The following is a 26,489-nucleotide window of genomic DNA, read 5'->3' as shown; positions in this document are numbered from 1 at the left end:
TCAGCCCTCCAGTTCGGCCGCGAGCGACGCCCGCTGCTCGCGCAACTGGGGCGTGGGATCGGCGAAGACCTGGTCGAACAGTTCGTACGGGTCGGGCTTTCCCCGACCAGCCGACCCCGACCTACCTCCCGGCTCCGTGTCGGCGTTCATCCGGTCCCGGACACGGGCGGCGAACTCCTCGGCGGCCTCCTGCGCCGAGGCGACGCCGTCGGCGTCGAGCAGCCCCCGGTCGCGCAGGTAGGTCTCCAGACGGGCGATCGGATCGGCCGACTCCCAGCGGTCGACCTCCTCCGGATCGCGGTAGCGCCCGGCGTCGTCGGCGTTGGTGTGCGGGTCCATCCGGTACGTGTGCGCCTCCACCAGGAACGGGCCGTCTCCCGCCCGCGCGTGGCGCACCGCCGTGGTCAGGACGGACAGCGTCGCGACGAGGTCGTTGCCGTCCACCTGCTCGGACCGCATGCCGTACCCGATCCCCTTGTACGCGAGCGCGGGGGCGGCGGTCTGCCGGGCCAGCGGTACGGAGATCGCGTACTGGTTGTTCTGCACGAAGAACACGACGGGGGAGCGCAGGACCGAGGCGTAGTTGAGCGCCTCGTGGAAGTCGCCCTCGCTGGTGCCGCCGTCACCGACGAAGACCATCGCGACGCCGTCCTCGCCCCTGCGGCGGAGGGCCTCGGCCATGCCGACCGCATGGAGGGTCTGGGTGGCCAGCGGCGTGCACTGGGGCGCGACGCGCGTGGCCACCGGGTCGTATCCGCAGTGCCAGTCGCCCCGCAGCAGGGTGAGCGCCTCGACCGGATCGATGCCCCGGGCGATCAGAGCGACCGAGTCGCGGTAGGTCGGGAACAGCCAGTCGTCCGCGCGGAGCGCGAGCACGCCGGCGATCTGGCACGCCTCCTGGCCGCGGCTCGACGGATAGACCGCGAGCCGGCCCTGCTTGGTCAGTGCGGTCGCCTGGCGGTCGAAGCGGCGGCCCAGCACCATGCGGCGGTACGCCTCCAGCAACTGCTCGTCCCCGGGCGCCGAGTAGCCGGTGGGCGGCTCGACGGCCGTGCCGTTCTCGGCGACGAACCGCACCGGAACGGGTGAAGGAAGAAGGCCGTCGACCACTTGGCGATGTGTCACGGACATGGCGACGCTCCCTTTCGCTGGACGTTTGACAGGAGCAGCGTCCGCTTCACGCATCATCCGTTCAAGACATCAGGCACAATTAGCGACAAATAGGTCTCAAGCAGGCTTGGAGTGGACCGAATGTCGTCCGAAGAGGGCATCGGCGGGGGCTTGGCGGGACGTTCTGCCGGGCCGCTGGACGAGGTGGATCGCGCGATCATCGCCGCGCTGCTGCGCGACGGCCGGATCTCGGTGCGGGCGCTCGCCGAGCACGTCCACATCTCCCGAGCCAACGCCTACGCGCGGCTCTCCCGGCTGACGGACGAGGGCGTGATCACCGGTTTCACGATCGAGCTCGCGCCGCACAAGGCGGGCCTGGGCACCAGCGCGTACGTCTCCGTCACCATCGAGCAGAACGCCTGGCGCGCGGTGTCGGCCGGGCTCCAGGACATCCCCTACGTCGAGCACTTCGCGATGGTCGGCGGTGACTACGACGTGCTGGTCCTGGTCCGGGCGCCGGACAACGCGGCGCTCCGGCACGTCGTGCTCGAACGCATCCAGGACGTCCCCGGCGTCCGCGCGACCCGTACGTGGCTGGTGTTCGACGAGGCCCGGGGCCGGGGCGCGGACTGGGGGAAGGAGACGAGATGAGGGCGGGTCATCCGTCCCGCGAGGCCGCGTACTCGCCGAGGAGCGCTTCGAGGCTTCGCGTCATGAAGGTGTAGTACTCGTGCATCTCCCGGAGACGGCCGCGCTGGCGTTCGGGCAGGTCCGCCCCGCGCGCCCGTGCGTGCTCGGCCAAGACCAGCAGCTCGGTCGTCTGCTCCAGCTGGTGCTGGAGGCAGCCGGTCCACGCGTCGTCGCGCCACTCGTACACGTACTGCCGCGAACCCGGCTCCTTGAACCGCCGTACGGTCCCGCTCACCATCAGCAGGCGTGTCGTCTCCGACATCGAGCCCTTGCTCGCGTCGAGAGCCGCCTGCAGCTCCGCCATCGTCATCGGCGTCTCGCTGAGCATCAGGACGCCCGCGGCCCGTCCGGCCATCGGGGGCCACCCCATCGCGCGGCCGATGTGCAGGCCGAAGTCGTCGATCAGTCCGTTCACGTCGCCGGCCGGGCTGGCCACGGTCGGGCTCCAATCGCTCAGAGAAAAATGAACTTTCACTCTTGACTGAACTTTCCCGCGAGGGCAGAGTCTACCGCCAACGGGCGGTTCGGGCGTCTCCGCAGCCGCGTTCCCCGGCCGGACACAGGAGGCTCGCCATGACGGACCCGGGCTGGGACCTCATCGTCGTCGGTGCGGGCTCCGCCGGAGCGGCGCTCGCCGTCCGCTCCGCCGAGCGGGGAAGGCGCGTCCTGCTCCTGGAGGCCGGGCCCGACTACCGGTCGGCGGAGATGCCGGAGGTGTGGCGGTCGCCGAACCCGGCCCGCGCGCTGCTCGACCCCGGCGCCGGGGAGCACCTCGTGTGGGTGGGCGTCGACTCCTCGCGCACCGACGGGCAGGCGCCGGCCCCGTACTGGCGCGGCCGGGGGGTGGGCGGCAGCTCGTCGATCAACGGGCAGATCGCGATCCGCCCGCCGATGGAGGACTTCGACGACTGGGCCGCGGCGGGATGCGCCGGCTGGTCGGCCGAGGACGTGCTGCCCTACTTCGCGAAGCTGGAGGACGACGAGGAGTTCGGCGACGAGGCGTACCACGGGCGTGGCGGGCCGACCCCGATCTTCCGTACGCCGCGGGAGCGATGGGGGACGGTGGACGCCGCCCTGTGCGCCGCCGCGCTGGCGGCGGGCCATCCCTGGGCGCCGGACGTGAACGCGCCCGGCGCGAGCGGGGTCTCGCCGTACCCGATCAACTCGCGCTCCGGGCGCAGGGTCTCGGTCAACGACGCCTATCTCGAACCGGCCCGGTCCCTGCCCGGCCTCACCATCCGCGGCGACGCCCTGGTCGACCGGGTCGTGTTCGCCGGTGACCGCGCGGTCGGCGTCCGGGCCGTCGTGGCCGGCACGGCGGTGACCGAGTACGCGGACGAGGTGGTGCTCAGCGCGGGAGTGATCCACTCTCCGGCGATCCTGATGCGATCGGGCGTGGGCCCGGCGGACGCCCTGCGGCGGCTCGGCATCACGGTGCGGCAGGACCTCCCGGTCGGCCTCGGCATGCAGGACCACCCGATGGTCGTCGTCGACCTGCCGCTGACCGAGGAGGCGGCCATCCGGACGGCGGACGACCGGCACACCAACGTCTGCGTCCGCCACGCCGGCGGTGCCGTGCCGTATGACCTGATGTTCGTCTCGATGAACCAGAACGTGCTGTCCATGCAGGCCGCCGACACGCGGTGGCCCGCGGGCGGCCTGGGCGTGTGGCTGAACCACAACCACTCGCGCGGCGTGCTGACGCTGACGTCCGCCGACCCCGAGGCACAGCCGGAGGTGCGGGAGCGGATGCTGTCGGACGCCCGTGACCGCGAGCGGCTGCGAGAAGGAGTCCGCGCGCTGGTCGAGCTGGCCCGCGGAGCCGAGGTCGCCCCGATCGTCGAGGGCTCGATCGAGGCGCGGAACGGCGAACTGTTCGCGGTGCTGGACGACGACGCCGGGCTCGACGACCATCTGCTCGCCACCGTGGTGGACGCCCAGCACGGCACGAGCACGTGCCGGATGGGCGCGCCCGGCGACGCCGCCACGGTGGTCGACCCGTCGTGCCGCGTCCTCGGAGTCGACGGTCTGCGCGTGGTCGACGCGTCGATCTTCCCGTCCGTCCCGCGGGCCAACACCAACCTGGCCTCGATCATGGTCGGCGAGCTCATGGCCGACCGTCTCGCCTGAGCCGTCCCGCGGAACGCGTGCGCCGTGACGGCCGCGCGAACGCCTGCGCCGTGACGGTTGCGCGGACGGCCCGGTCCGTGCGACCTTATTACTGACCGAGCGATAAGTAATTGCCTCGGGAGGGCAGATGACGACGACCTCCACGGAGCGCGATCCAGACGAGCGGCTGCAGGCCGCGTTCGACGCGACCATCGCGCGCCACGACCGCATCGAGCCCCGCGACTGGATGCCGGAGGCCTACCGCAGGACGCTCGTGCGCCAGATCGCCCAGCACGCCCACTCGGAGATCATCGGCATGCAGCCCGAGGGCAACTGGATCGGCCGCGCCCCGTCGCTGCGCCGCAAGGCGATCCTCCTGGCCAAGGTGCAGGACGAGGCCGGCCACGGCCTCTACCTCTACTCGGCGTGCGAGACCCTCGGCGTCTCCCGCGCGGAGCTGACCGAGCTGCTGCTCACCGGCCGGCAGAAGTACTCCTCGATCTTCAACTATCCGACGCTGTCCTACGCCGACGTCGGCACGATCGGCTGGCTCGTCGACGGAGCGGCGATCTGCAACCAGGTGCCGCTCTGCCGCACCTCCTACGGACCGTACGGCCGCGCCATGATCCGCATCTGCAAGGAGGAGTCCTTCCACCAGCGGCAGGGGTATGAGCTGCTCATGACGATGATGCGCGGCACCGACGCGCAGCGCGCCATGGTCCAGGAGTCGGTCGACCGGTTCTGGTGGCCGAGTCTGATGATGTTCGGCCCGCCGGACGCGCAGTCGCCCAACAGCGCGCGGTCGATGGCCTGGGGCGTCAAGCGCAACTCCAACGACGAGCTGCGGCAGAAGTTCGTCGACATGACGGTTCCGCAGGCGGAGGCGCTCGGGGTGACCCTGCCCGACCCGGCCCTGCGCTGGAACGAGGAGCGGGGTCACTACGACTTCGGCGAGCCGGACTGGGAGGAGCTGGCCGCGGTCATCGCCGGGAACGGACCGTGCAACGCCCAGCGGCTGGCCCACCGGCGGGCGGCGCACGAGGACGGCGCCTGGGTGCGCGAGGCCGCGTCGGCGTTCGCGGAGCGGTCCGAGACGGGTGCCCGGTGAGCGGCGACCGGCGGGAGTGGCCGCTCTATGAGGTGTTCGTCCGCGGCAAGCGCGGGCTGAACCACGTGCACGTCGGATCGCTGCACGCCCCGGACGACGTGATGGCCCTGCGGCACGCGCGCGACGTCTACACCCGGCGCAACGAGGGCGTGAGCATCTGGGTCGTACGGGCCGACGCCATCACCGCCTCCAGCCCGGACGAGAAGGACCCCCTGTTCGCGCCGAACGGCGACAAGGTCTACCGCCACCCGACCTTCTACGAGATCCCCGGCGACGTCCCGCACATGTGAGAGCGAACTCATGACCGACGAACAGGGCAGCATCTTCGACGGCCTGCTCGGGGGTGACTCCTCCCAGTGGGCCTTCGGCACCGACTTCGAGGATCCGCTGGCCGGGGTGGACACGACGGTGCCGGACGGCGTCGACCGCGCCGACCTCGCCCTTTACTGCCTCATGCTCGGCGACGACGCCCTGATCATGTCGCAGCGCCTGTCGGAGTGGTGCAGCCGCGCGCCCGACCTCGAAGAGGACATCGCGCTGGCGAACATGGCCCTCGACCTCCTCGGCCAGGCGCGCCTGCTGCTGGCGCGGGCGGGCGCCGCGGACCCGGGCGTCGTACCGCTCCTCCCCGAGGGCTCGCCGGTGCCCGCGGAGGACGCGCTCGCCTTCTTCCGCGAGGCCGGACAGTTCCGCAACGTGCGGCTCGCCGAAGTGGCGAACGGTGACTTCGCGCACGTCGTCGTCCGACTGCTGCTGTTCTCGGTGGCCCGGCTCGCGCTGCTGGAACGGCTGCGCGCGAGCGATGACAAGGTGCTGGCCGCGGTCGCGGCCAAGGGCGTCAAAGAGGTCACCTACCACCGTGACTGGGCGGGGCGATGGTTCCTCACGCTCGCGCAGGGCACCGACGAGTCGCACCGCAGGCTCGTCGCGGCCCTCGACGCCCTGTGGCCCCTCCGAGACGAGCTGGTCTCCACGCACCCCCTCGAACGCTCCCTCGCCGATGCGGGCGTCGGCGTGGATCCGGCGTCCACCCGCGACGAGGTGGACGCCGTCCTCGACCAGGTGCTCGCCGTGAGCGGCGTCGACCGCCCGGACCGCGCGCCGCTCGCCGGTGTCGGCGGCCGGACCGGCCGTCACGGCACGCACACCGAGGCCCTCAGCCGGCTGCTCGCCGAGATGCAGGTGGTCGCCCGCGCACACCCGAGCGGGCGCTGGTGAGCGTCCGCGAACGCGCCGCCGAGGTCGCCGGGCAGGTGCGCGACCCCGAGATGCCGATGCTCACCCTCGCCGACCTCGGCGTGCTCCGCGGCGTGGAGGTGGAACCGAACGCCGTCGTCGTCTCGATCACGCCGACGTACACCGGCTGCCCGGCCATGGCGACCATGCGCGACGACCTCGTTCACCGGCTGAAGGACGCCGGGTTCCCCCACGTCGAGGTGCGGGTGGTCCTCGACCCGCCCTGGACGAGCGACTGGATCTCCGAGCGCGGGCGCGCCGCGCTGCGGGAGGCCGGGCTGTCGCCGCCGGGACCCGCCGCCCGGCCGGCCGGGCCGGTGATGCTCACGCTCGGGCCGCCCCGGCTCGCCCCGCCCTGCCCGCGCTGCGGCTCGGCGGCCACCCGGCTGACGTCGGAGTTCGGCGCCACCGCCTGCAAGGCCCTCTACCGCTGCACCGACTGCCTCGAGCCGTTCGAGCACGTCAAGGAGATCTGACATGACCGAGCGAAGCGAGGGAATCGAAGGCGCGTCCTCGTGGTCACCCTCCCCGACGAAGGAGGACTCATGACCACGCTCGCGCCCGTTTCGGCGCCGGCCCGGCACGCGGTCTTCCATCCGCTGACCGTGGCGGCCGTGGACCACCTGTGCGAGGACGCCGTGGCGATCACCTTCGCCGTGCCCGCCGAGCTGCGCGAGGCGTACGCGTTCCGGGCGGGGCAGTCGCTCACCCTGCGCCGCGTCATCGACGGGCGGGAGCACCGCCGGTCGTACTCCATCTGCGCGCCCGCCGGCGCCGCGCCGCGGATCGGCGTCCGCGAGATCCCCGGCGGGCTCTTCTCCTCCTGGCTCGTGCGCGAGGTGGTGCCCGGAACCCGCATCGAGGTGCTGCCCCCGACCGGTTCGTGGCACGCCGACCCGGCTCTGGGCGAACGGCACCTGTGCGTCGCCGCCGGATCGGGCATCACCCCGATGCTGTCGGTCGCCTCGACGGTGCTTACCCACCCCGCGGCCCAGGTCTCGCTCCTCTACGGCAACCGGACGAGCCGCACCGTCATGTTCGCCGAGGAGCTCGGCGACCTGAAGAACCGCTACGGCCCGCGCCTCCAGATCGCCCACGTGCTCTCCCGCGAGCCGCGCGACGTCGAGCTCTTCTCCGGCCGGCTCGACGCCGACCGGCTCCGCCGCATTCTCACCGGCCTCATCCCGGTCGAGGTGTTCGACCACGTCTGGCTGTGCGGCCCGCTGGAGATGATCCAGGACGCGCGGCCGGTGCTCACCGGCCTCGGCGTCCCCGCGGACCGCGTGCACGTCGAGCTCTTCTACGTGGACGCGCCCCCACCGCGCCCGCGGCGGGAGGAGCACGGCATCCCTCCTGGCGCGACGACCGAGCTCACCACGGTGCTGGACGGCCTGCGCACCACCTCCACCGTCTCGCGCGAGACGACGATCCTCGACGGCGCCCAGGCCACGCGCGCCGACCTGCCGTTCGCCTGCAAGGGCGGCGTCTGCGGTACGTGCCGTGCCGTCGTCCGCGAGGGAGAGGTCGACATGCGCCGCAACTACGCCCTCGAACCATCCGAGGTGAACGCCGGCTTCGTTCTCACCTGCCAGACGTTCCCGGTCGGGGAGAACGTGACCGTCGACTACGACGCCTGAGGCCCGCCGCCGCCGCCGCTCCGACGGGGCGGCCGGCGCTCGTAGCGGGCCAGGCCGTCGAAGGCGATGGCGATGATCGCGTCGGCGACCGTCGCGGGATCGTAGGCCCCGTCCGGGCGGTACCACTCGACCAGCGAGTTCACCATGCCGAACAGCAGCCGGCTGACCAGCATCGGCGGCACGTCGTCGCGCAGGGCGCCCTCGGCGACCGCGTCCGCGACGAGCGCGGCGAGGCGGTCGTCGAGCCAGCGGCGCCGTTCGAGGGCGGCCAGCTCGACCTCGCTGTTGCCCCGCACACGCAGCAGGAGCGTGACGGAGGACTGGTGCGCCACGAGGACCTCGACGCTGCGCCGCACCATCGCGCGCAGGCGCTCGTAGGCGGTCGTCCCGGCCCGCTCGTGGGAGGCCTCGGTCACGGCGGCGGTCAGCTCGTCGAGAGCGTCGTCGAGCGCCTGGCCGAGCAGCTGCTCCTTGCTCGTGACGTGGTGGTAGATCGCCGGTTTCGTCAGGCCCAGCTCCCTGGCCAGGTCTCCCACGCTCGTCGCGTCGTACCCCTTGCGGTTGAACAGCTCGACCGCGGCGCGCAGGATCGCCGGCTGGTCATACCCCGGACGGCCCCGGCGGCGACGCGGCGTCGGTGCGGCGGGCCCGGTTGTCGTCACGTACGCAGCATAGGTCCGCTCTCACCGACGCGAGCCGGAGGCAGTGGCTTACTCGGCAACGGGCGGGCGCTATCGCAGGGCCAACAGGACGTCGGCGATCGAGTCGAGCGAACGCCGCAGGTCGTAGGAGAGGGACCGGGTCAGGGGGGATCGGATAGGCCGGGTTGGCGTCGGCGTGCTTGGAGACGGTGACGAACTGGCAAGCCGCACTGACGGTGTAGAAGACGTTCGTTGCGAATCGCTGCTCCTCGGACTGTCGCCTGCTGGACGGCCGCATCAGCAGGGTCACGATGCTCTCCCGCCATTCGCCGGGCATCTCCTTGGGGAGCGCCAGAGCCGCGCACAGATCCTTCGCGGCGAGGTGCAGTTCGTCCGGCGGCGTCCGCCTGACGGTTCGCCACAGCTGTGCGACGAGGTAGCGGGCCTCTGTCATGCTGGGCCGGAACGACCAAGCACTGCTCACCTCGCGGTGTGCGTCATGGGCCCCCGCCAGGAAGTCCGCGGCGCGTTGCTTTCCGCCAAGGCGGGAGACCAGCCGCTCCAGCTCCGGCCGGCCACCGGAATGCACCTTGTCCAGCCGCGCGACAAGGTTCGTCTCCACGTGGAACAGGAGTTCGCATATCCCTTGGATCGCGTTCTCGTTGCTGTCCAGCGGGGCCTCGACAAGCCACGTGAGATCCTCGATGCCGACCATCAGCTCGCGGCCGTCCCCCGGCCACCAGTCGGGCATCATCACGGGCGAGAAGATCTGTGGCACCGCCAGTTCGCTGCGGGCGATCAGCACGACGGTGGCCCGGCGTTCGGGCCCGAGTTCGCCGAGCTTCCGCTCGCAGACAGCCCTGTTGTCGTTCAGCAAGGCGATCAAATCCTGGAGCAGGCTGTTGGCGATGGTGAATGCGGCATTGCGGACGATCAGCACGATGACCCTCTGGCCGGCGAACTCCTCCCGCAGCTTGCCGGCGTAGTCTTCCCGCCCTCCCATCACCTGGTACCAGTAGACGTTCAGCTCATCGGTGGAGCGGCCGTCCCTCCGCCCGGATCTCGTCTGCCAGCCGGGCGGGCTCGACCGCGTTGTGGCGCGGGCTCATGCGCCGGTCTTCCCGCGAGAGATGGCCGCGATCCTGCACAACAGCGGAATCCTGGGGCGGACCGTGTCCTCGTCGAAGACGAAGAAATTGCTCTGCGCCCCGCTGGAAAGCAGGAGATCGGGATCCTCGCTCATCCGTTGCGTCACGTCCTCGGCGATCCTTCTGAAGTCGTCCCGCGTGCAGGTCAGGGTCTGCGGTGAGGACCGTCCGATCTCACTGAGGCACACGTATACCGCGTGGAGCCAAGGGGTCTGCTCCCGCCCGAGCGCGCTCATCGCCTCTGCGGCCGCCTTCCGGAAGAAGACGTACTCCCGGATCATGTTGAACCGCTCTTTGCGCAGTCGGACCTTGGCGAACTCCGCCATGTCCTCGCCGGTGAGTCGCAGGCCGGCCGCGGGACGGCCGATATCGATCAACCGGTCCACGAGGTCGATCAGCAGCTTGACGGTGAGGAACGGGTGGCCTGAGGTCTCCTGGAACAGACCGTCGGTGAACGACGGCTCGAAGTCCATCCGGTTGGCCAGGACCTTGGCCACGAACTGGGTGAACTCCTCGCCGGCATCCCCGTGCTCGTGGAAGAACAGCGGGAAGGGATCCTGCCTGACGTAGGGGCTGAGCTGGTTCTGATCCATCAGGATGTGGTGCGCGTCGGGCTGCTGTCCGAGGAAGACCAGGAGGTTGTCATGGCTGAACCCGACCATCTGGTCCAGCAGAGGCTGGATGACCGGGTATCTGATGTCCGGCTCGATGCGCAGCGCCTTGCGGAACTCGCCGAAGAGGGTCTCGTACTCGTCGAGCACGAGAACGATGCGATCGCCGTCGCCTTGGCGGAGTACTCCGCACCTGGCGATCAGATCGGACAGGAATTGACCGTAGAGCGGGCGGTTGTGGAGCCCAGGTCGAGACCGGCGGTGGTCTTCCCGCTCCTCTGGATACTGCACCAGAGCCGCACGCCGTTTCTTCGATCGAACGTCCGCAGCAGATCCTGAACACTCTGGCGATAGACATGCGCGAAGCGCAGGAGCCGAGGGCGATCCATTGGGAAGTCGCGCGCGTGGTTGTGGGACAGCGGCTGGCTCAGCGCGGAACGCGTCCCCTGACGGTAGGACCTGAAATTCAGGATGCTGAGGATCGCCTCACGCGCGGTCTCCGTGGTGGCGGGGTCGCCGTCGGTGGTGACGGTGATGTCCCGCAGGTGCCGGCTCGTGTTGATGAAGGTGCGCAGGTCTCCGCGGGCCGGACCGATGAGCAGTGTGACGTTGCGGGTGCTGGCCTCGTCGAGAGCGGCGCGGTCGATGAACTGGAAGTGGCACTGGATCTGGATCAGCTGCTGGTTCGACGCGAGTGAGGACGGCCGTAGCGATATCTCCAGTCGTCGTTCCGCGTGGCTCCACAGGAACTGTGACAGTGCCGGGAGAGGCGCGTGACTTCGTCCCGTTCCGATCTTGTCGAGCGCCTCGACCAGGGGAACCACGTTGTTGCTGACGCCGTCGCGGAAGTCGCCGGTCTCCGGCTTCGACACCAGATACTCAAGGTCGGCCGCCGTCAGGAAAGCCAGCGAGTGTCCCGAGCTGCGGCCGTACCGAGGCAGAATCTGCCCTCCGGCGGCCTCTCCGAATTCCACATCGGTGTAGCCGTCCAAGATGCCGGTGAGCATGGCGGAGGTCAGGGCACGAAGCCGGCGTGCGGTCCGGACGTCCGCCGCGAGTGGGAGTTTCGCGGAATAGAATTCGATGGGCAGGTCCAGGAACGCCTGGAGTCCTTTGATTGACTTCGTGACGGCGTACTCAACGGTCTCGCTCTGCTCCTGAAGGTAGTCGAACCCCTTCTGGAAGATCTCCCGGGAATGGTGGCCGATCCGCTGTTGGAGGTCCCCGCCGAGGCGTGGCTCGGTCCGTCACGCCGAAGAACCAGTCGAAATAGCTGGAGAGCTGCTGGCGATAATCGGTCGACCACTGGAAGATGCGGTGCTGGGCGAGCTGGTCGAGTGATCGCGCGAACTTCGCCAGTTTGTCGTTGACGGACGCGGAGGTGTGGGTCTCCGGCTGCTTTCCCTTCGGGCGCGCCGCCGGCTCCGCGCGCGGTGGTCCTGTCGCGGGTCGCGCCTTGACCGAGACCTCCTCGGCCGAGGCGGCGAGAAGCCGTTCGCGTTCCTCGGTCAGGGCTCTTTTGTTCAATGCCCCTAGGACCGAATTCCTTTTTGTATCTCGGCGAGGACTGGCGGGTTCGGGTCGGGCGGAAAGGGCGGTCAGGCCAGGTGACGCTCGGCGACGCGCTGTTTCAGGAGGCCGACGAGCATGTGGTTGACCGACAGCATGAGGTCCTCGAAGTGGAAGTTGTTGTCGTTCTTGCCGACCTGGCCGGGGAATTGGGAGGTTCCGGGCACCACCAGGCAGACCTCGGCCAGCTCCCTGCACCGGCCGCCGTCTCCCTTGGTCATCGCGAACGTCCTCGCGCCCGCGTCGACCGCGACCCGCAGCGCCTTCACGACGTTCGGCGAGTTGCCGCTGCCGGAGTAGGCCATCACCAGGTCCCCGGGGCCGACGACGGGCGCCAGGGACGCCGCGAACATGTCCTCGGCGCCGATGTCGTTGACGAGTCCGGTCAGCTCGGCGGCCGACGAGCACAGGTTGACGAACGACAGGCGTTTCACGTCCGGCGGAAGCGGCCGGGTCTTGTCCTCGGTCACGAACGGATGGTGCTTGAAGTCGCAGTAGAAGTGGTCGAGGGTGCCGGCGTTGCCGCCGTTGGCCATGGCGTAGACGGTGCCGCCCTCGTCGTAGGTCGCGAACAGCATTTCGGCGGCCCGCTCCAGGACCTCCACCGGGAAGTCCTCCACGATGCGGCGCTTCTCGGCGAGGTAGAGCCCGATGGTCTCGGCGAGGGTCACGACCGGCCTCCCGCGTGCTCGGACTCGATCCGGCCGTGCCCGCGCCCCGCGTCGTCCTGCCACCGGATGACGTCGTCCAGCTCGGGGGTGGAGACCTCGATGGAGGTGTAGTCGGTCCGCGCGATCACCCGGTGGAGGTCGTTCGGCGGGTTGGTCCAGCCCGAGCGAGGGCGGTGGACGGTGGTCGTCAGCCGCTCCATGTCGATCACCGCGTCGAGGTCGTCCGGCGCGGTCGCTCCGCTCAGCACCGTGGCCTCACCCTCGATGACGTAGTTCGTCTCCAGCTTCTGCCGGTGGGACTGCAGCGACGACTGGTGCCCTTCGGTCATCCGGATGCGCTTCAGGGCGTACGGCACGTCGGGCAGGTTGCGGGTGTACCAGACCTCGCCGCCCCAGGGCTTGTCCACCGTGTAGTCCGACACGTCCGGGCAGCGGCAGGTCGCCGCCCGGAGGCCGGCGCCGGTCACCGTCTCTCCCAGGACGGAGCCGGCCTCGATGACGATCGCCGGTTCGGCGCCGTCGTTGACGATCCGGTGGGCGCATCCCGGCAGGGCGTGCCAGCCGTCCAGGTGACCGAACGTCCTCGGCGGTCCGTCGCCGTGCGGGGTCTCCAGCCGCACCCGGCCCGCGATGACCACGAAGCTGCGGTGGTCGCGGGGATGGGTGACGAACGGGGTCGCCCGTCCGGCCTCGATCGTGTGCTCGGCGAACAGATAGGCGCCGGCGGCGGCCGGATCGGCGAGCCGGCTCGTGCACCCGTAATCGGTGGTGACCTCGGTCGTTCTCATCGTTGCGCTCCCATCATCCGGTCCAGCCAGTGGTTCGCGTCCTGCTCGCGCAGCAGCCGTCGTGCCGCCGCCCTCTCCTCCGGGGCCACGCCGGAGGCCATCGCCTCGCGCATGACCGAGGCGGTGCCCTCGACGTCGAACGGGTCCACCGGCGTCACGTGGCCGGCCAGCTGCTCGTACGCGCCCGCGTTGACCGAGAGCAGCAGCCGGGCGTGCTCGCCGAGGTAGAGGGCCTCCTTGGCGACCAGGTTCATCCCGTCGAACGTCGGATTCACCAGCGCCAGGTCGGCTCCGGACAGGGCGGCCACCACGCAGTTCCGCGTGGTGGGCAGGTCCGGATAGATCAGTGAGACGGCCGGCCGGCCGGGGGCGCCGAACCGTTCGTTGATGCCGGCCACCAGGTCCTCGCACTCGCGCTGGAGCGCCCGGGTGCGCTCGGTCGGGCGGCCCGGCGGCGTGGCCACCGCGCAGAACCACCACTCGCCGCCCAGCCCGGGTTCGCGCTCCAGCAGGCTCCGGTACGCGGCGAAGCCCCGCGGCAGGTTCTTCCACAGGTCGATGCGGTCGGCGCGGGCGATCACCCGCCGTCCGCGGGCGTCGCGGTCCAGCCGCTCCCGCCACCGCGCGGTGGCCGGCTCGTCGCGCAGCCGCTCCACCATCGCGACGTCCAGCGGGAACGGTGCGACGATGACCCGGGTCCGGCGTCCGTCGTACGTCACGCCCCGGTCGTCGACCGCGCAGCCGGGCAGGAACCGCGCGCAGCAGCCCAGGAACGCGCGCGCCCACCGGGTGCAGTGGAAGCCGATCACGTCGGCGCACAGCAGGCCGGTGAGGATCCGATCGCGGATGTGCGCGGGGAGGACGCCGAAGTAGTCGGGTTCGCACCAGGGCAGCCCCTGGAAGAACGCGACCCGGCCGCGGCCTTCCGCCCGCGGCCCGAGCATCTCCGGCACCAGGAACAGGTGATGGTCGTTGACCAGCACGAACTCCTCCGGCGACCCCGTCATGAGGGTCGCGAGCCGGTCGGCGTACGCCCGGTTGACCGCCTCGTAGGCCGACCACGCCTCCGCGAGCCGCCCCTCGGGCTGCCGTGCGGTGTCGAGCAGATAGTGGAACAGCCACAGCAGCAGCCGTACGCCGACCGTCTCGTAGTGCCGGTCGGCCGTCTCCCGGGGCAGGCGCAGCCGGTGCAGGGTCACGCCGCCGGGCAGCGCGGTCACCTCGGCGGAGCCGTCGCCGGACGCGGCGGAGTCGTCCGGCGGCATCGTGCACACCCAGTCGCCCCCGTGCCGGCCGAGCAGCGTGGCCAGCAGTGGCACCAGCCCGCCCGGCGAGCGGGGGAGCAGACCGGCGCCCTCCTCCCACCGCGGTGCGCTGTTGCTGCAAACGATCAGTTTCAAACCGGTCGCCATCCTCGGGTCGGCATGCTCACTTCGCGGTTTCCCGTATGAAGGCGGCGATCCCCGCCGCGTCCAGCCCGTACCGGCGGTAGAGGTCCTCGGGCGGGCCCGCCTGTCCGTAGTCCGGCACGGCCAGCACGTCGAAGCGGGGCCGGTCCGGCAGGCTCAGCACGATGCGGCCCAGCTCGTCGGCGAGGCCGCCGACGACGTAGTGGTCCTCGACGACGACCGCCCGGCGATGCGTCCCGGCCAGCCGCGCGACCGCCGTCCGGTCCACCGGCAGCGACGACACGTTGACCACGGTGGGGGTGATCCCGTCCGCGGCGAGCCGGCCGGCCGCCTCCACCGCGACCGGCACCGTGCCGCCCATCGCGAAGACGACCACGCCGGCGCCCTCGCGGACCACCTGCGGCATCCCGAACCGGAACCGGTATCCCTCCGCGTGCACCTCCGGCTGTGGCTGCCGGCACAGCCGCAGGTAGGCCGGGCGCCGGTCGGTGGCCAGGTGCGCCATCATCTGCCAGACCTCGGCCCCGTCGGCGGGCTGGAACACGCCGACGTTCGGCAGCGTGCGCATCAGCGCCACGTCCCGCAGCCCCATCTGGGTCGGCCCGTCCCGTCCGATCGCCAGCCCGGCGTGCGTGCCGACCAGGACCACGCCCGCGTCGTTGAGCCCCACCGTCTGGAAGATCTCCAGGAACTTCCCGGTGAGGAAGTGGCCGAAGCTCGCGACGAACGGCCGGAACCCCTCCTGCGCCAGCCCGGCGGCGACGCCGATGGCGTTGGCCTCCGCGATGCCGCACTCGAAGAACCGGTCCGGGAACTCCTCCTTGAACGGCAGCGTCCGCGTCGCCTTGGCCAGGTCGCAGTTCACCACGACCACGTGGTCGTACTCCCGGGCGATCTCGACCAGCGCCGCGCCGAACCAGTCCCGCGTCGAGGTCGCCTTCGCGGCGAGGCCCTGGCGTTCAGTCATGGGGCGTATCCAGAAGGGTCTCCAGGTAGTCGACCGCGGCCGCGTACTCCGCCGCCGACGGGAGGTCGCTGTGGCTGCCGTCCAGCAGGACCCGTCCGGGGCCGAGCCGGCCCTTGCGCGTGCGGGCGATGATCGCCGCCGGCCGGCCGGGTTCGCGCCGCCGCAGGGCGTCGCGCAGCTCCCCGTGGTCGTGGCCGTCCACCTGGGCGACGTGCCAGCCGAACGCGCGCAGTTTGTCCGGCAGCGGGCACAGCGGCAGGATGTCGCCGACCGCCCCGTCGCTCTGGCTGTCGTTGTGGTCGATGATCGCCACCAGGCCGGAGACCCGGTTCGCACCGGCGTACAGGAACGCCTCCCACACCTGTCCCTCCTGGCATTCGCCGTCGCCGAGCAGGCAGTACACCGTGGAGTCGCGGCCGTGGAGCCGGCGGGCCACGGCCCGGCCGACGGCCACCGACAGGCCCTGGCCGAGCGCGCCGGTGCTGACGTCCACCAGCCCGAGCCGCGTGCGGTCCGGGTGCCCCTGCAACCGGCTGTCCAGCGCCCGCAGCGTGCCGATCTCCTCGGCGGGCAGGTCGCCGCCGACGATGAGGGCGGCGTACCAGGCCGGAGCGGCGTGGCCCTTCGACAGCACGAACACGTCGCCGGTCGACCGGTCCGCGCTCCAGTCCATCTCGCCGAACCGCAGCACGCTGATGATGTCGGTGCACGACAGCGACGAGCCGGCGTGCCCGGAACCCGCGCGGTGGATCATCTCCAGCAGCACGAGCCGGCATCGCGTCGCGAGCCCCGCGATCCGGTCCGGGGCGGCGCGCTCGGCCCGGCCGGCGACCACCCCCTCACCCCGCATCGGTGCTCCCGTTGCCGTTCACGGCGGGCACCGGGCCGGCCACCAGCCCCGCGATGTAGTCGGAGACGGCGACGATGGTCGGCTGCCGCCACAGCAGCGTCGTCGGCAGCGAGCACCGGAACCGTTTCTCCAGCCTGCGCCGGACCACGACGGTGAGCACCGAGTCCAGCCCCTGCTCGACCAGCGGGCGGTTCGGCGACAGGTCGGCGGGTGCCAGCCGCATCTCCCGGGCGACCTGCGCGCCGACCTCCTCGATCAGGAACGCGCGCAGCTCCTCCGGCGGCAGGTCGGCGAACGACTCGGCGGGCCGCTCGCCCTCGGCGCCGTTCTCCCCGGCGGCCGGCGCGTCGATCACCGGGTACCGCAGCCCGGACAGCCACGCGACGACGGCGCCGCCGTGGTCGGTGACCCGGACCTGCACCGTGTCGGCGCGTTCGGGGTCGAGCCACACCTCGATGTCCGCCGCGCCCGGCGGCTCCCCGACGGTGACGAGCCGATCGACGTGCGTCACCATGCGCAGCAGCGGGTCGCCGGGGAACGCGCTCGGCGCCACCGACATCGCCGCGTCCAGCACGGACGCCCAGGCGCCGCCGCCCGGCCCGCACCGGACGCGGGCCCGCAGCGCGCCGTGACCGAGCAGCAACTCCTCGACCGTCCAGTCGAACCCGGTGCCGGGCACCCCGACGGCGGCCAGCCGCCGCGTGACCGTGCCGGGCTCGGCGGGCGTGAGCGGCCGCGCCGGCGGCGCCGGTGCCTCTCCCGGGGCGGCGGGGACCGTGGCCGTGGCGATCATCTGCCAGGCGGCGCCGGGCTCGCCGGCGAGACGGGCGGCCAGCCGCAGCGCCGCCCCCTGCCGGACGACCTGGACCTCGCGGCGGTCGGCGGTCAGCAGCGGCGCCGACATCGTCACCTCGCCGAGCACCTGCCCGCCGGAGGCGGCGAAGAACGTCGCCGCCAGCACCGCGGCCGGCACGATCTCCACCCCCTCGATCGCGTGGCTGCCGGGATAGGGCCGGGTCTGGTCGTCCAGGGCGGTCCGCCAGAGCCGGACGTCGGTGCCCGCGAGGTCGACGCCGTCACCGAGCAGCGTGTGCGCGTCCGGGTCGTGGCCGCGGCCGCCGGCGTCCGGCGCCGACGGCGCGCGCCAGTGCCGGCGGCGCTGCCAGGGGTAGGCGGGGAGCACGACCGGCCCGCCGGCCGGCTGCAACCGCCGCCAGTCGACGCCGAGGCCGGCGCAGTGCGCCGCCGCCACACCGGTGAGCAGGGCGGCCCGCGTGGGCCGGTTCCGGCGCAGCGAGGAGCCGACGAACACGTCCTCGTGCCCGTGCGCGCTCAGCGTCTCCAGCACCGAGTGCGTGACGACCGGGTGCGGGGAGATCTCGACGAACGCGCGGTACCCGTCGGCCGCCGCCGCCGCGACCGCGCCGGCCAGGCGCACCGGCCGGCGCAGGTTGGCCGCCCAGTAGCTGCCGTCGAAGCCGGGCGCCGCCCGCGGATCCTCCAGCGCCGTCGAGTAGACGCGGACGCCGGGGGCGGCCGGGGCCAGGTCGGCCGCGGCGGCGGTCAGCTCGGCCAGCAGCGGGTCCATCTGCGGCCCGTGGAACGCCACGTCGGAGGCGACCCGGCGGGCCGGGATGCCCTCGTCGAGCCAGCCGAGCAGCACCTCGGCCACCGCGTCCGGGTCGCCGGAGACGACCGTCGAGCCGGGCGAGGACGCGATCGCGGCGACCACGTCGGTACGGTCCGCCAGCAGCCGCGCCGCCTCGGTGAACGGCAGCTGCACCATGGCCATCGCGCCGCGCCCGGCGACCCGTCGCAGCAGCCGGGACCGCCGGCAGATCAGCCGGGCGCCGTCCAGGCGGCTCAGCGCCCCGGCCGTCACGGCGGCGGCGATCTCGCCGACCGAATGGCCGATCACCGCGTGCGGACGCACCCCGTACTCGCGCCACAGCTCGACCAGCCCGAGCTGCATCGCGAAGATCATGGTCTGGATCCGGTCCACGTCGGTCAGCGCGCCCTCGGTGAGCGCCTCCCGCGGCGAGAAGCCGATCTCGGCGGCGAACACCGGCTCCAGCTCGTCGATCACGGCGGCGAACGCCGGCTCGGCGGCCAGCAGCTCCCGGCCCATCCCGGCCCACTGCGAGCCGTGCCCGGAGAACACGAACACCGGGCCGGGACCACGGTCGCCGAGCACCCGCCCGGTGGTCACCGCGTCGTTCGGCGTGCCGGCCGCCAGCGCGCGCAGCCCACCGGCCAGCGCGGCGGGATCCTCGGCCGCCACCACCGCCCGGTGCGACAGGTGCGCCCGGCGCAGCGCGAGCGTGTGCCCGACACTCGCCGCCGGCAGGTCGCCGACGACGCCGGCAAGGTGGCCGGCGGCCTGCCGCAGCGCCGCCCGCGACGCGGCGGACACCGGGTACAGGCGGCCGGCGGTCCCTTCGGCCGGCGGCGCCTGCTCCGGCGCCTGTTCGAGGACGATGTGGGCGACGGTGCCGCCGTAGCCGAAGGCGGAGACCGCGGCACGGCGCGGGTGCTCCGAGCCGGGCCACGGCGTCGGCGCGTCGACCACCCGCAGCCCCGCGCCCGCCCAGTCGACGGCCGGAGCGGGCGTGTCGATCCGGCTCGGCGGCAGCTCGCCGCGGTCGAGCGCCAGGACGGCCTTGACCAGGCCGGCGATGCCGGCGGCACCCTCGAGATGGCCGATGTTCGACTTGGCCGAGCCGATCAGGCACGGCCGCTCCGCCGGCCGGCCCGCCCCGTACACGGCGCCCAGCGCGGCGGCCTCGAGAGGGTCGCCGACCGCGGTGCCGGTGCCGTGCGCCTCGACGTAGCCGACCGTGCCCGGCTCGACGCCCGCCTGCCGCAGCGCGCGGCGCATCACGTGCTCCTGCGCCTGGCCGCACGGCGCCATGATGCCCACGGTGCGGCCGTCCTGGTTGACCGCGCCGCCGAGGACGGTCGCGAGGACCCGGTCCCCGTCGCGCACGGCGTCGGTGAGCCGCTTGAGCACCACGACCGCGGCGCCCTCGCCCCGCCCGTACCCGTCGGCGGCGGCGTCGAAGGACTTGCTCCGCCCGTCCGGCGCCAGCGTCCCCGCGGCGTCCAGGGTCAGCGTCTCGCCGGGGGACAGGATGAGGTTGACCCCGCCGGCCAGCGCCACGTCGGTCTCCCCGGACCGCAGCGCCTGCACGGCCAGGTGGACCGCGACCAGCGACGCCGAGCACGCGGTGTCCACCGCCATGCTCGGGCCGCGCAGGTCCAGGGCGTACGACACGCGGTTGGCCACGGCGCAGGTGGCGGAGCCGATGCCGGTCCAGGCCTCGATGTCGGGCAGGTCCTCCAGCAGCCGGTGCCCGTAGTCGCCGGTGCACACGCCCACGTACACGCCCGCGTCCGTGCCGGCCAGCGCGTCCGGCGACACCCCGGCGTGCTCCAGCGCCTCCCAGGCGGTCTCCATCACGAGGCGCTGCTGCGGGTCCATCAGCTCGGCCTCGCGCGGCGAGAGCCCGAAGAACTCCGCGTCGAAGTCGGCCACCCCGTCCAGGAAGCTTCCGCGCGGCACGGTACGGCGGACCGCCGCCGCGTACGACGGGCCGCGGTCGGCGTAGTCCCGCCAGCGGTCGGCGGGCGCCGGTCCGCTGGCGTCCCGCCCCTCGCGCAGCAGTTTCCAGTACGTGTCCGCCGAGTCGGCGCCGCCGGGCAGGCGGCAGCCGATCCCGATCACCGCGATCGCCGGCCGGTCCATCACAGGTCACCTCCCCGGGTCCGCGCCCACACGGGCGCCTCGAGAATCTCCACGACGGCGGCCGAGATGGTCACGCCGGGTCCGTAGGCGAACATCAGCAGGTGGTCGCCGGGTCCCAGTCCGCCACCGCGGACCAGGTGTTCCAGCGCGATGATCTGGTCGCTGGCCCCGCAGTGGCCGAGGGTCCGGCCGAACTCCCAGGTCGACCGGGATCCCGGGATGCCCAGCCGGTGCTCGCAGATCTGGTCGGCGATCTCCTGTGAGGTGTTCATGCACGCCACCCGGGTCACGTCGCCCGCCTTGATCCCGGCTTCGGACAGCGCCTGGTCGATCACCTCGGCCATCCGTTCGTCCAGCGTCACCAGCACCCCGGTCCCGTCGCCCTCGACGACCGCGCGCCGCCGGAACTCGTCGTTGTGCGCGGCGAAGTCGACCGTGCGGCCCTCGGTGACGCCGGGCGGGAACAGCGGCTCGGCGCAGCGGTGCATCTCCTCGGCCTGCGAGACCGACACCGAGCACACCGACGCCAGCCGGGCGAACCCCGGCTCGGTGTCGAGCACGACGGCGCTGGCGGCGTCACCGGCGACCGCCCCGGGCAGCATCCGCCACCGGTCCACCAGCGGAGTGCCGTAGTTGTCGGCGGCGACCAGCAGCGCGGCCCGGCGCCCGAGCCCGGCCCGCAGGTAGCTCGCGGCCAGCTCCAGCGCGGTGAACATGCCGTTGCAGCCCTGCTTGAGCTGCGTGGACAGGACCCCGTCGCCGACCAGATGGCGTTGCACGTACGCCTGTGGCGGCCAGCCCTCCGGGCCCTGGTGCCAGGTCGAGGTGTACAGCAGCAGGTCCAGCTCGGTGGGGGAGCGCCCGCTGCGGGCCACCGCGCTCCGTGCCGCGCGCAACGCCATCTCCGGCGCCGGGACGTCACCGGCCACCGCGACCGAGGCGAGCCCGTGCAGCTCGACCTCCTCGGCCGGGTACCAGCCCGCCGCCACGGCGTGGTCCACGCCCACCGTCGCGGGCACGTACGACCCGACGCCGCTGATGTACATGTCCGCCGTCTCCATGCCGCCTCCCGGACCGTTCGAAGTCGATGTGCGCGCGCCCGGTTCTGACCGGAGGCGCGTGTTCGCCGGTGCACCCGCTCCGCGCGCTCAGCCGGACCCGCCGGTGGCGTACTCCCGCGGGACGTCGCGGATCCGCAGTACGGCGCAGGCCATGGTGGTGCCGGCGCCGAGCCCGACGAGCAGCACGTGGTCGCCGGCGGCCAGCGCCCCGGAGGCCAGCAGGTGGTCGAGGGCGACGAACTGGTCGCTGACCCCGAGGTGGCCGATCCGGGCGCCGTAGTCCCAGGTGGTGTCGGCCATGGTCAGGCCGAGCCAGTTGACCCCGCGGTGCTCCAGGTCGTCCCAGCGGCCGTGGGGGAAGGCCACCCGCGCGACCTCGTCGAGCGTGATCTCCGCCTCCAGGAGTGTGCGGTCGACCAGCTCCAGCAGCGTCTTCTGGATCGCCAGCATGACCTGGGCGCCGTCCCCGGCGATCAACCGCTTGCGGAACTCCCGGTTGCGCGCGGCGAAGTCCAGCGGGCGCCCCACGGTCGCGTCCGGCGGGAACATCGGCACGCCGCCGTCGTTGACCGCCTCGGCCTCCGGCAGCACGGTGACGTTGATCGACCGCAGCTCGGCGAACCCGGTGTCGGTGGTGACCAGCAGCGCGCACCCGGCGTCGCCCATCACGGCGCCCTCGATCATCCGCCACCGGTCGACCAGCGGGGTGCCGTGGTTGTCCGCGCCGACCAGCAGCGCGGTGCCGCCCGGCCGCAGGTACCCGGCGGTGAGCTGCAGCGCGCTGAACAGCCCGCAGCATCCCTGCCGCAGCTCGACGGCCAGGACGTCGCCGCCGACCAGGTGCTGCTGCAGGTAGTACTGCGGCTCCCAGCCCTCCGGCCCCTGGTGCCAGACGTCGGAGTACAGCATGAGGTCCAGCTCGCGCGGGGACAGGCCGCCGGAACGCTCGAACGCCTGCCGGGCGGCGCGCAGCGCCAGCTCCGGAGCCGGCACGTCACCGGCCACGGCCGCGCCGCCCAGCCGGAAGTACTCCACCTCGTCGGCCGGGTAGCGGCCCTCGGCGACGGCCGTCTCGATGCCGACCACCGGCGGCAGATGGACGCCGATACTGCGCAGGTACATGTCGGGTGTGCGCATCTGTCTGTCCCTCCTCCGGCGCGGAACGCCGCGGCGCGGGGCACGATGGGGCCGAAGGCCCGGGTCTCACCGGGTTCTCATCGGGTGCCGGACACCGCGGCCGGGTCCGCGGACCCGTCGCGGAGCAGCAGCATCGGATCGTTCAGCTCATACAGCCCGCACATCGGCGGGCAGGCCTCGTAGCCGAGGAGCCGCTGGATGTCCTCGGGGAGGCCGCGGACCACCTCCAGCGGTATGGACAGGTACTGGTTCTCCTCCTGCCGGAGGTTGCCGAGGTCGTAGGCGTACGAAAGGCCGGTGCGAGGGCCGTCGGAGGCGTTGACGCCGGCGCCGTGGTACGTGCTGCCGAGCCACAGCAGGGCGGAGCCGGTCCGCATCTCGGCGGGGACCGCCTCGTCGTCGCGGGGCGCCCGCTCGTCGTCCCACCGGTGGCTGCCGGGGATCACGCGGGTGGCGCCGTTGCGCGCGGTGAACTCGCTCGCGGCGACCATGACCTGCACCCGGCTCTCCGGGCCCGGGTGGGTACGGAGGTGGGCCGTGTCGTCCCGGTGCAACCCCTGGAGGGCCACCCCGGGCCAGGTCTGGATCACCCGCGATATGCCCAGCTGGATCGTCGGGACGAGCTCGACACGCTGCTCGCCCAGCCAGGCCTTCACCGGCCGCTGCAGGAAGTGCCGCGCCGTGCCGAGGAAGTGCGGCTGCCGCATGATCGTGACCGACCGCGCACTCCGGCGTACCAGCCCCGGCAGGATGCGGGTCTTCTCGCCGACCAGGCGTCCGTCGCCGTCCGCCTGGCGTTCGAGGTCCGGACCCAGGTCCTCCCACAGGCCGCGGAGCGTGCCGGCGTCGGCGAAGTCCTCGATGATCACCGCTCCGTCGCGGTCGACCACCTCGATCGCCTCGTCCACCGAGCTTGTCGCGGGCAGGGTCGTCAGCGTGGAGTCACTCACTCCGGCCTCCAGGAGCGTGTGGGTTTCGTGGTCTCTCAGGCGGTGCCGGCCGGCGGGCCGAACCAGCGGGTGAGGGCGCCGGTGAGCGACGCCGGATCGGCGGGCGTGCTCCAGGCGACGAAGCCGTCCGGCCGGATCAGCAGGGCGTCCGCGGGGGCGTCGTCGCATTCGGCGGTGATCACGTCGACCCGGTCGGACCAGGGCTCGGCGAGCGCCCGCAGCGCGGGGTCGGCGGCGAGGTCGAGCAGCAGGGCCCGCCCGGCGCGTTGCAGTTCCGCGACCCGTACGGTGCCGCCGGGGCGCCGCAGCCGCAGGTCCGGGCTGTAGCGCCCGACCAGCGGGCCGGCGGGCGACGGGTCGCCCATGTCGTAGCTGATGTGCAGGTCGTCGACCAGGGCGGTGAGCTGCCGGTTCGCCTCGTCGCGGAGCAGCAGCTCCTTGAGCAGCCGGCGCAGCGCGTCGACGTGCGGTCCGGGCCGCATCAACGCGATGGAGGCGCGCTGGATCTCCAGCGTCTGCACGCCGATCGGATGCCGTTCGGAGGTGTACGTGTCGAGCAGATCCTCGCCGCACCAGCCGCGCGCGACCGCGGCGAGCTTCCAGCCGACGTTGACGGCGTCGCCCAGGCCGAGCCGCAGCCCCGGACCGCTCCAATGCGAGTGCACGTGCGCCGCGTCGCCGACGAGCAGCACCCGCCCGCTGCGGTACGTCTCGGCCTGCCGCGCGTTGTCGGTGAACCGGGTGATCTTCTTGACCTCGGTGACCGTCACCTTGGTGCCGCTGAGGCGGCGCAGCGACTCCTGGAACTCCTCGGCCGTGATGGGCGCGTCCCGATTCTCCGGTGGTCCGTCGAATTCCAGGGTGATGAACCGGGGCGGCCCCTCCTCGTACACCAGGAGCCCGCGTTCCTTGCGGAACCATCCGGGCAGGTGAAAGTCGGGGTCGTCGATCTCGGCGAAGGCGCGGTAGCCGGTGGTGATGCCGTCCGTTCCCGGAAAGGCGATGCCGGACAGCTTACGGACCATGCTCCGGCCGCCGTCGCAGCCGGCGAGCCATTCCGCCTCCAGCCGGTACGGCCCGTCCGGGCCGTCGACATCGAGACACACCCGGTCGTCGTCCTGCGTGTACCCGGTGACGGTGTGGCCGCGCCGGACCTGGACGCCGAGCTCCGCCGCGCGCCGCGCCAGGTCCTCCTCCAGCAGTTGCTGGGGGACCAGCAGGTCGGGGGACTCCGGACGGAGCAGGAACATGCTCGCGAAGTGCCGCGCGCCGGGGAACGCCTTGGGGTGCAGGCTGTCGGGCCTCCGCTCACCTGCGGCGATGCGGGCCCGCTGCTCGGCCGTCGGCGGCACGATGGGAGTCTCGGCGACCCCCATCATGAGACCGCGGCGATCCATGATGTCGACGGCCCGCCCGGTGATGCCCTCGGCCTTCGGACGCCATTCGATCTCGGGCAGCCGTTCGAGCACCACCACCGGAACGTCGTGGAGCGCCACCTCGCACGCGAGCATGAGGCCCACCGGCCCACCACCGACAACGGCGACCTGCGCATCCCGAAAAGCCATTAACACCTCTGCTGGGAATGAACAATGAGACTGCTGGAAGAGTCGTCGGAGACTGCTGGAAGAGTCGTCGGCTTGCCAATCACAGACCGGCAGCATTTGCGCACCCTGCGCGTTGACCCGGGTGTCCGTTCGGTCAGCGCCGATGCTAATCGGATGGTGCAGAAATGACTAGTGGTGTCATTTTTCTCATGCGTCATGCATAATCTTCGGCGCTGATGATCATCGCCGTGCCGGGTGCTGCCCGGCGCCCGGGCGGGGAGGTTGCGGATGAGCGACGGTCGGATGGCCCAGCCGTTGGAGACCGATCGGCCCACCCCCTTCGACCCACCCGTCGAGCTGCGGAGGCGAGCTCCGCTCAGCCGGCTCGCCTACCCCGACGGGCACGTCGGCTGGGTGGCCACCGGCTACGCCGTCACCCGGGCCATCCTGGCCGATCCGCGCTTCAGCACCCGCCGTGAGCTGCTGCACCAGCCGGTCGGCCACGAGCGCGCGCACGAGCGGCCGACACCCGCGGAGCCGGGCATCTTCCCGCACATGGACCCGCCGGAGCACACCCGGTACCGCCGCCTGCTGAGCAGCCACTTCGGGCCCCGCCGCGTCGCCGGGCTGACGCCCGCGATCCGGCGGTACACCGCGGAGGCGCTCGACCGGATGGCGGCCGGCGGGTCGCCCGCCGACCTCGTGACCTCCTTCGCCGTGCCGGTGCCGGCGCTGGTGATCTGCGAGCTGCTGGGCGTACCCGCGGAGGACCGGCACGCGATCCAGGCCGCGACCGCGGTGATGAACGACCTGGAATCGACGCCGGAGCGGGCGGTCGAGGCCGTGATGTCGATCACAGGGACGGTGCGCGGCCTTCTCGCGCGCCTGCGCGCGGGTTCCCCTGCGCCGCAGGACGGGCTGCTGGCGCACGCCGTGGCGGCCGGCGACCTGAGCGACGAGGAGCTCACCAACCTCGGGATGGTGCTGCTCGCCACCGGGCACCTGCCCACGTCGAGCATGCTCGCGCTCGGGACGTTCGTGCTGCTGACCGACCCGGGCGAGCGCGCCCGCCTGGCCGCGGGCCCCGAACTCGCCGAGCGGGCGGTCGAGGAGCTGCTGCGGTACCTGTCGATCCTCCAGTTCGACGTACGCCGCACCGCGCTGGCCGACGTCGAGATCGACGGCCAGGTCATCGCGGAGGGCGAGACGGTGGTGCTGGCGCTGCCGGTGGCGAACCGGGATCCCGCACGCTTCCCCGACCCGGACACGCTGAACCTGGAGCGTTCCGCGGTCGGGCACCTGGCGTTCGGGCATGGTGTCCATCAGTGTCTCGGGCAGCACCTCGCACGTGCCGAGCTCCGCATCGCGCTGACCGCGCTCCTGGAGCGCTTTCCGGACCTGCGCCTGGCCGTTCCGGCGGCCGAGGTGCCGACCCGCGAGCGCATGGCGGTGTACGGAGTGGACCGGCTGCCGGTCGCCTGGGGCGCCGTTCCGGCCGAGGGATAGGG

General features: G+C 72.4%; 24 protein-coding genes. 8 read left to right on the top strand and 16 right to left on the bottom strand.

What is annotated here, in order from left to right; genetic code table 11:
* The gene (locus tag OG417_RS32390) at positions 1 to 1,131 is read right to left on the bottom strand and encodes a thiamine pyrophosphate-dependent dehydrogenase E1 component subunit alpha (protein WP_329236591.1); all 1,131 of its coding nucleotides are present in this window, start codon (positions 1,129 to 1,131) and stop codon (positions 1 to 3) included.
* A 120-nt stretch (positions 1,132 to 1,251) separates the two neighbouring features.
* Between OG417_RS32390 and OG417_RS32385 the strand changes: the two genes are divergently transcribed.
* Entirely contained in the window at positions 1,252 to 1,761 is a 510-nt protein-coding gene (locus OG417_RS32385) for an Lrp/AsnC family transcriptional regulator (protein WP_329236589.1), read from the top strand.
* 7 nt (positions 1,762 to 1,768) lie between these two features.
* On the opposite strand, the gene OG417_RS32380 is transcribed toward OG417_RS32385, so the two are convergent.
* Positions 1,769 to 2,236: a GbsR/MarR family transcriptional regulator gene (locus OG417_RS32380; RefSeq protein WP_329236587.1), complete on the bottom strand. Its 468-nt coding sequence runs from the start codon at positions 2,234 to 2,236 to the stop codon at positions 1,769 to 1,771.
* A gap of 137 nt (positions 2,237 to 2,373) precedes the next feature.
* Here OG417_RS32380 and OG417_RS32375 point away from each other — a divergent pair, with 137 nt between their 5' ends.
* The 6 genes from OG417_RS32375 (at position 2,374) to paaE (ending at position 7,890) form a co-directional block, all read left to right on the top strand.
* Complete coding sequence (locus tag OG417_RS32375; protein ID WP_329236585.1) at positions 2,374 to 3,930, top strand: GMC family oxidoreductase; 1,557 nt, start codon at positions 2,374 to 2,376, stop codon at positions 3,928 to 3,930.
* Between the two features lie 127 nt (positions 3,931 to 4,057).
* Positions 4,058 to 5,017, top strand: a complete 960-nt coding sequence (gene paaA / locus OG417_RS32370; RefSeq protein WP_329236583.1) for a 1,2-phenylacetyl-CoA epoxidase subunit PaaA — start codon at positions 4,058 to 4,060, stop codon at positions 5,015 to 5,017.
* Positions 5,014 to 5,307 carry a 1,2-phenylacetyl-CoA epoxidase subunit PaaB gene (gene paaB / locus OG417_RS32365; RefSeq protein WP_329236580.1) on the top strand — a complete coding sequence of 98 codons (294 nt, stop codon included), beginning with the start codon at positions 5,014 to 5,016 and terminating at the stop codon, positions 5,305 to 5,307. The genes paaA and paaB overlap by 4 nt, the downstream gene beginning before the upstream one ends.
* Before the next feature lie 10 nt (positions 5,308 to 5,317).
* The gene (gene paaC / locus OG417_RS32360; protein ID WP_329236578.1) at positions 5,318 to 6,235 is read left to right on the top strand and encodes a 1,2-phenylacetyl-CoA epoxidase subunit PaaC; all 918 of its coding nucleotides are present in this window, start codon (positions 5,318 to 5,320) and stop codon (positions 6,233 to 6,235) included.
* Positions 6,232 to 6,729, top strand: coding sequence for a 1,2-phenylacetyl-CoA epoxidase subunit PaaD (gene paaD / locus OG417_RS32355; protein ID WP_329236576.1), 498 nt, complete (start codon positions 6,232 to 6,234; stop codon positions 6,727 to 6,729). The genes paaC and paaD overlap by 4 nt, the downstream gene beginning before the upstream one ends.
* Before the next feature lie 69 nt (positions 6,730 to 6,798).
* The gene (gene paaE / locus OG417_RS32350) at positions 6,799 to 7,890 is read left to right on the top strand and encodes a 1,2-phenylacetyl-CoA epoxidase subunit PaaE (protein ID WP_329236573.1); all 1,092 of its coding nucleotides are present in this window, start codon (positions 6,799 to 6,801) and stop codon (positions 7,888 to 7,890) included.
* Here paaE and OG417_RS32345 read toward each other — a convergent pair.
* From OG417_RS32345 to OG417_RS32280, 14 genes are all read right to left on the bottom strand, one after another.
* Positions 7,878 to 8,552 (bottom strand): TetR/AcrR family transcriptional regulator, encoded by a 675-nt coding sequence (locus OG417_RS32345; RefSeq protein WP_329236571.1) that lies wholly within the window; start codon positions 8,550 to 8,552, stop codon positions 7,878 to 7,880. The two genes, paaE and OG417_RS32345, sit on opposite strands and share 13 nt — an antisense overlap.
* Positions 8,491 to 9,537: a hypothetical protein gene (locus OG417_RS32340; protein ID WP_329236568.1), complete on the bottom strand. Its 1,047-nt coding sequence runs from the start codon at positions 9,535 to 9,537 to the stop codon at positions 8,491 to 8,493. The genes OG417_RS32345 and OG417_RS32340 overlap by 62 nt, the downstream gene beginning before the upstream one ends.
* Positions 9,538 to 9,636: 99 nt before the next feature.
* Positions 9,637 to 10,440, bottom strand: coding sequence for a hypothetical protein (locus OG417_RS32335; protein WP_329236566.1), 804 nt, complete (start codon positions 10,438 to 10,440; stop codon positions 9,637 to 9,639).
* 50 nt (positions 10,441 to 10,490) lie between these two features.
* Positions 10,491 to 11,297 carry a hypothetical protein gene (locus tag OG417_RS32330; RefSeq protein WP_329236564.1) on the bottom strand — a complete coding sequence of 269 codons (807 nt, stop codon included), beginning with the start codon at positions 11,295 to 11,297 and terminating at the stop codon, positions 10,491 to 10,493.
* Between the two features lie 591 nt (positions 11,298 to 11,888).
* A complete protein-coding gene (locus OG417_RS32325; protein ID WP_329236562.1) occupies positions 11,889 to 12,530 on the bottom strand; it encodes a D-sedoheptulose-7-phosphate isomerase in 642 nt (213 codons plus the stop codon).
* Positions 12,527 to 13,318 (bottom strand): cupin domain-containing protein, encoded by a 792-nt coding sequence (locus tag OG417_RS32320; RefSeq protein ID WP_329236560.1) that lies wholly within the window; start codon positions 13,316 to 13,318, stop codon positions 12,527 to 12,529. The genes OG417_RS32325 and OG417_RS32320 overlap by 4 nt, the downstream gene beginning before the upstream one ends.
* Complete coding sequence (locus tag OG417_RS32315) at positions 13,315 to 14,718, bottom strand: trehalose-6-phosphate synthase (RefSeq protein ID WP_329236559.1); 1,404 nt, start codon at positions 14,716 to 14,718, stop codon at positions 13,315 to 13,317. Before OG417_RS32315 ends, OG417_RS32320 begins: the two co-directional genes overlap by 4 nt.
* A gap of 28 nt (positions 14,719 to 14,746) precedes the next feature.
* On the bottom strand, positions 14,747 to 15,694 hold the full coding sequence (locus OG417_RS32310) for a transketolase family protein (protein ID WP_329236557.1): 948 nt from the start codon (positions 15,692 to 15,694) through the stop codon (positions 14,747 to 14,749).
* The gene (locus OG417_RS32305) at positions 15,687 to 16,544 is read right to left on the bottom strand and encodes a transketolase (protein WP_329236554.1); all 858 of its coding nucleotides are present in this window, start codon (positions 16,542 to 16,544) and stop codon (positions 15,687 to 15,689) included. Before OG417_RS32305 ends, OG417_RS32310 begins: the two co-directional genes overlap by 8 nt.
* Complete coding sequence (locus OG417_RS32300; RefSeq protein ID WP_329236552.1) at positions 16,534 to 20,289, bottom strand: type I polyketide synthase; 3,756 nt, start codon at positions 20,287 to 20,289, stop codon at positions 16,534 to 16,536. Before OG417_RS32300 ends, OG417_RS32305 begins: the two co-directional genes overlap by 11 nt.
* Entirely contained in the window at positions 20,289 to 21,350 is a 1,062-nt protein-coding gene (locus OG417_RS32295; protein WP_329236550.1) for a ketoacyl-ACP synthase III family protein, read from the bottom strand. The genes OG417_RS32300 and OG417_RS32295 overlap by 1 nt, the downstream gene beginning before the upstream one ends.
* An 87-nt stretch (positions 21,351 to 21,437) precedes the next feature.
* Positions 21,438 to 22,487, bottom strand: a complete 1,050-nt coding sequence (locus OG417_RS32290) for a ketoacyl-ACP synthase III family protein (protein WP_329236548.1) — start codon at positions 22,485 to 22,487, stop codon at positions 21,438 to 21,440.
* 77 nt (positions 22,488 to 22,564) lie between these two features.
* Complete coding sequence (locus tag OG417_RS32285) at positions 22,565 to 23,437, bottom strand: phytanoyl-CoA dioxygenase family protein (protein ID WP_329236546.1); 873 nt, start codon at positions 23,435 to 23,437, stop codon at positions 22,565 to 22,567.
* Positions 23,438 to 23,472: 35 nt separating this feature from the next.
* Positions 23,473 to 25,002 carry an FAD-dependent monooxygenase gene (locus OG417_RS32280; RefSeq protein WP_329236544.1) on the bottom strand — a complete coding sequence of 510 codons (1,530 nt, stop codon included), beginning with the start codon at positions 25,000 to 25,002 and terminating at the stop codon, positions 23,473 to 23,475.
* Positions 25,003 to 25,269: 267 nt separating this feature from the next.
* Between OG417_RS32280 and OG417_RS32275 the strand changes: the two genes are divergently transcribed.
* Positions 25,270 to 26,487 (top strand): cytochrome P450, encoded by a 1,218-nt coding sequence (locus tag OG417_RS32275; RefSeq protein ID WP_329236542.1) that lies wholly within the window; start codon positions 25,270 to 25,272, stop codon positions 26,485 to 26,487.
* Positions 26,488 to 26,489: the final 2 nt, after the last annotated feature.

This window comes from Actinoallomurus sp. NBC_01490, from assembly GCF_036227085.1.
GTDB lineage: Bacteria > Actinomycetota > Actinomycetes > Streptosporangiales > Streptosporangiaceae > Actinoallomurus > Actinoallomurus oryzae.
Note: the sequence above shows the minus strand (reverse complement) of the source record. Positions and strands in the feature narration are given on the sequence as shown.

Coding starts and splice junctions, on each gene's coding strand:
- OG417_RS32310 (WP_329236557.1), bottom strand. CDS start 15,694: ATGACTGAACGCCAGGGCCTCGCCGCGAAGGCGACCTCGACGCGGGAC.
- OG417_RS32275 (WP_329236542.1), top strand. CDS start 25,270: ATGAGCGACGGTCGGATGGCCCAGCCGTTGGAGACCGATCGGCCCACC.
- OG417_RS32295 (WP_329236550.1), bottom strand. CDS start 21,350: ATGGAGACGGCGGACATGTACATCAGCGGCGTCGGGTCGTACGTGCCC.
- OG417_RS32385 (WP_329236589.1), top strand. CDS start 1,252: ATGTCGTCCGAAGAGGGCATCGGCGGGGGCTTGGCGGGACGTTCTGCC.
- OG417_RS32330 (WP_329236564.1), bottom strand. CDS start 11,297: ATGCTCACCGGCATCTTGGACGGCTACACCGATGTGGAATTCGGAGAG.
- OG417_RS32320 (WP_329236560.1), bottom strand. CDS start 13,318: ATGAGAACGACCGAGGTCACCACCGATTACGGGTGCACGAGCCGGCTC.
- OG417_RS32305 (WP_329236554.1), bottom strand. CDS start 16,544: ATGCGGGGTGAGGGGGTGGTCGCCGGCCGGGCCGAGCGCGCCGCCCCG.
- OG417_RS32280 (WP_329236544.1), bottom strand. CDS start 25,002: ATGGCTTTTCGGGATGCGCAGGTCGCCGTTGTCGGTGGTGGGCCGGTG.
- OG417_RS32375 (WP_329236585.1), top strand. CDS start 2,374: ATGACGGACCCGGGCTGGGACCTCATCGTCGTCGGTGCGGGCTCCGCC.
- OG417_RS32300 (WP_329236552.1), bottom strand. CDS start 20,289: ATGGACCGGCCGGCGATCGCGGTGATCGGGATCGGCTGCCGCCTGCCC.
- paaA (WP_329236583.1), top strand. CDS start 4,058: ATGACGACGACCTCCACGGAGCGCGATCCAGACGAGCGGCTGCAGGCC.
- OG417_RS32390 (WP_329236591.1), bottom strand. CDS start 1,131: ATGTCCGTGACACATCGCCAAGTGGTCGACGGCCTTCTTCCTTCACCC.
- paaE (WP_329236573.1), top strand. CDS start 6,799: ATGACCACGCTCGCGCCCGTTTCGGCGCCGGCCCGGCACGCGGTCTTC.
- paaC (WP_329236578.1), top strand. CDS start 5,318: ATGACCGACGAACAGGGCAGCATCTTCGACGGCCTGCTCGGGGGTGAC.
- OG417_RS32290 (WP_329236548.1), bottom strand. CDS start 22,487: ATGCGCACACCCGACATGTACCTGCGCAGTATCGGCGTCCATCTGCCG.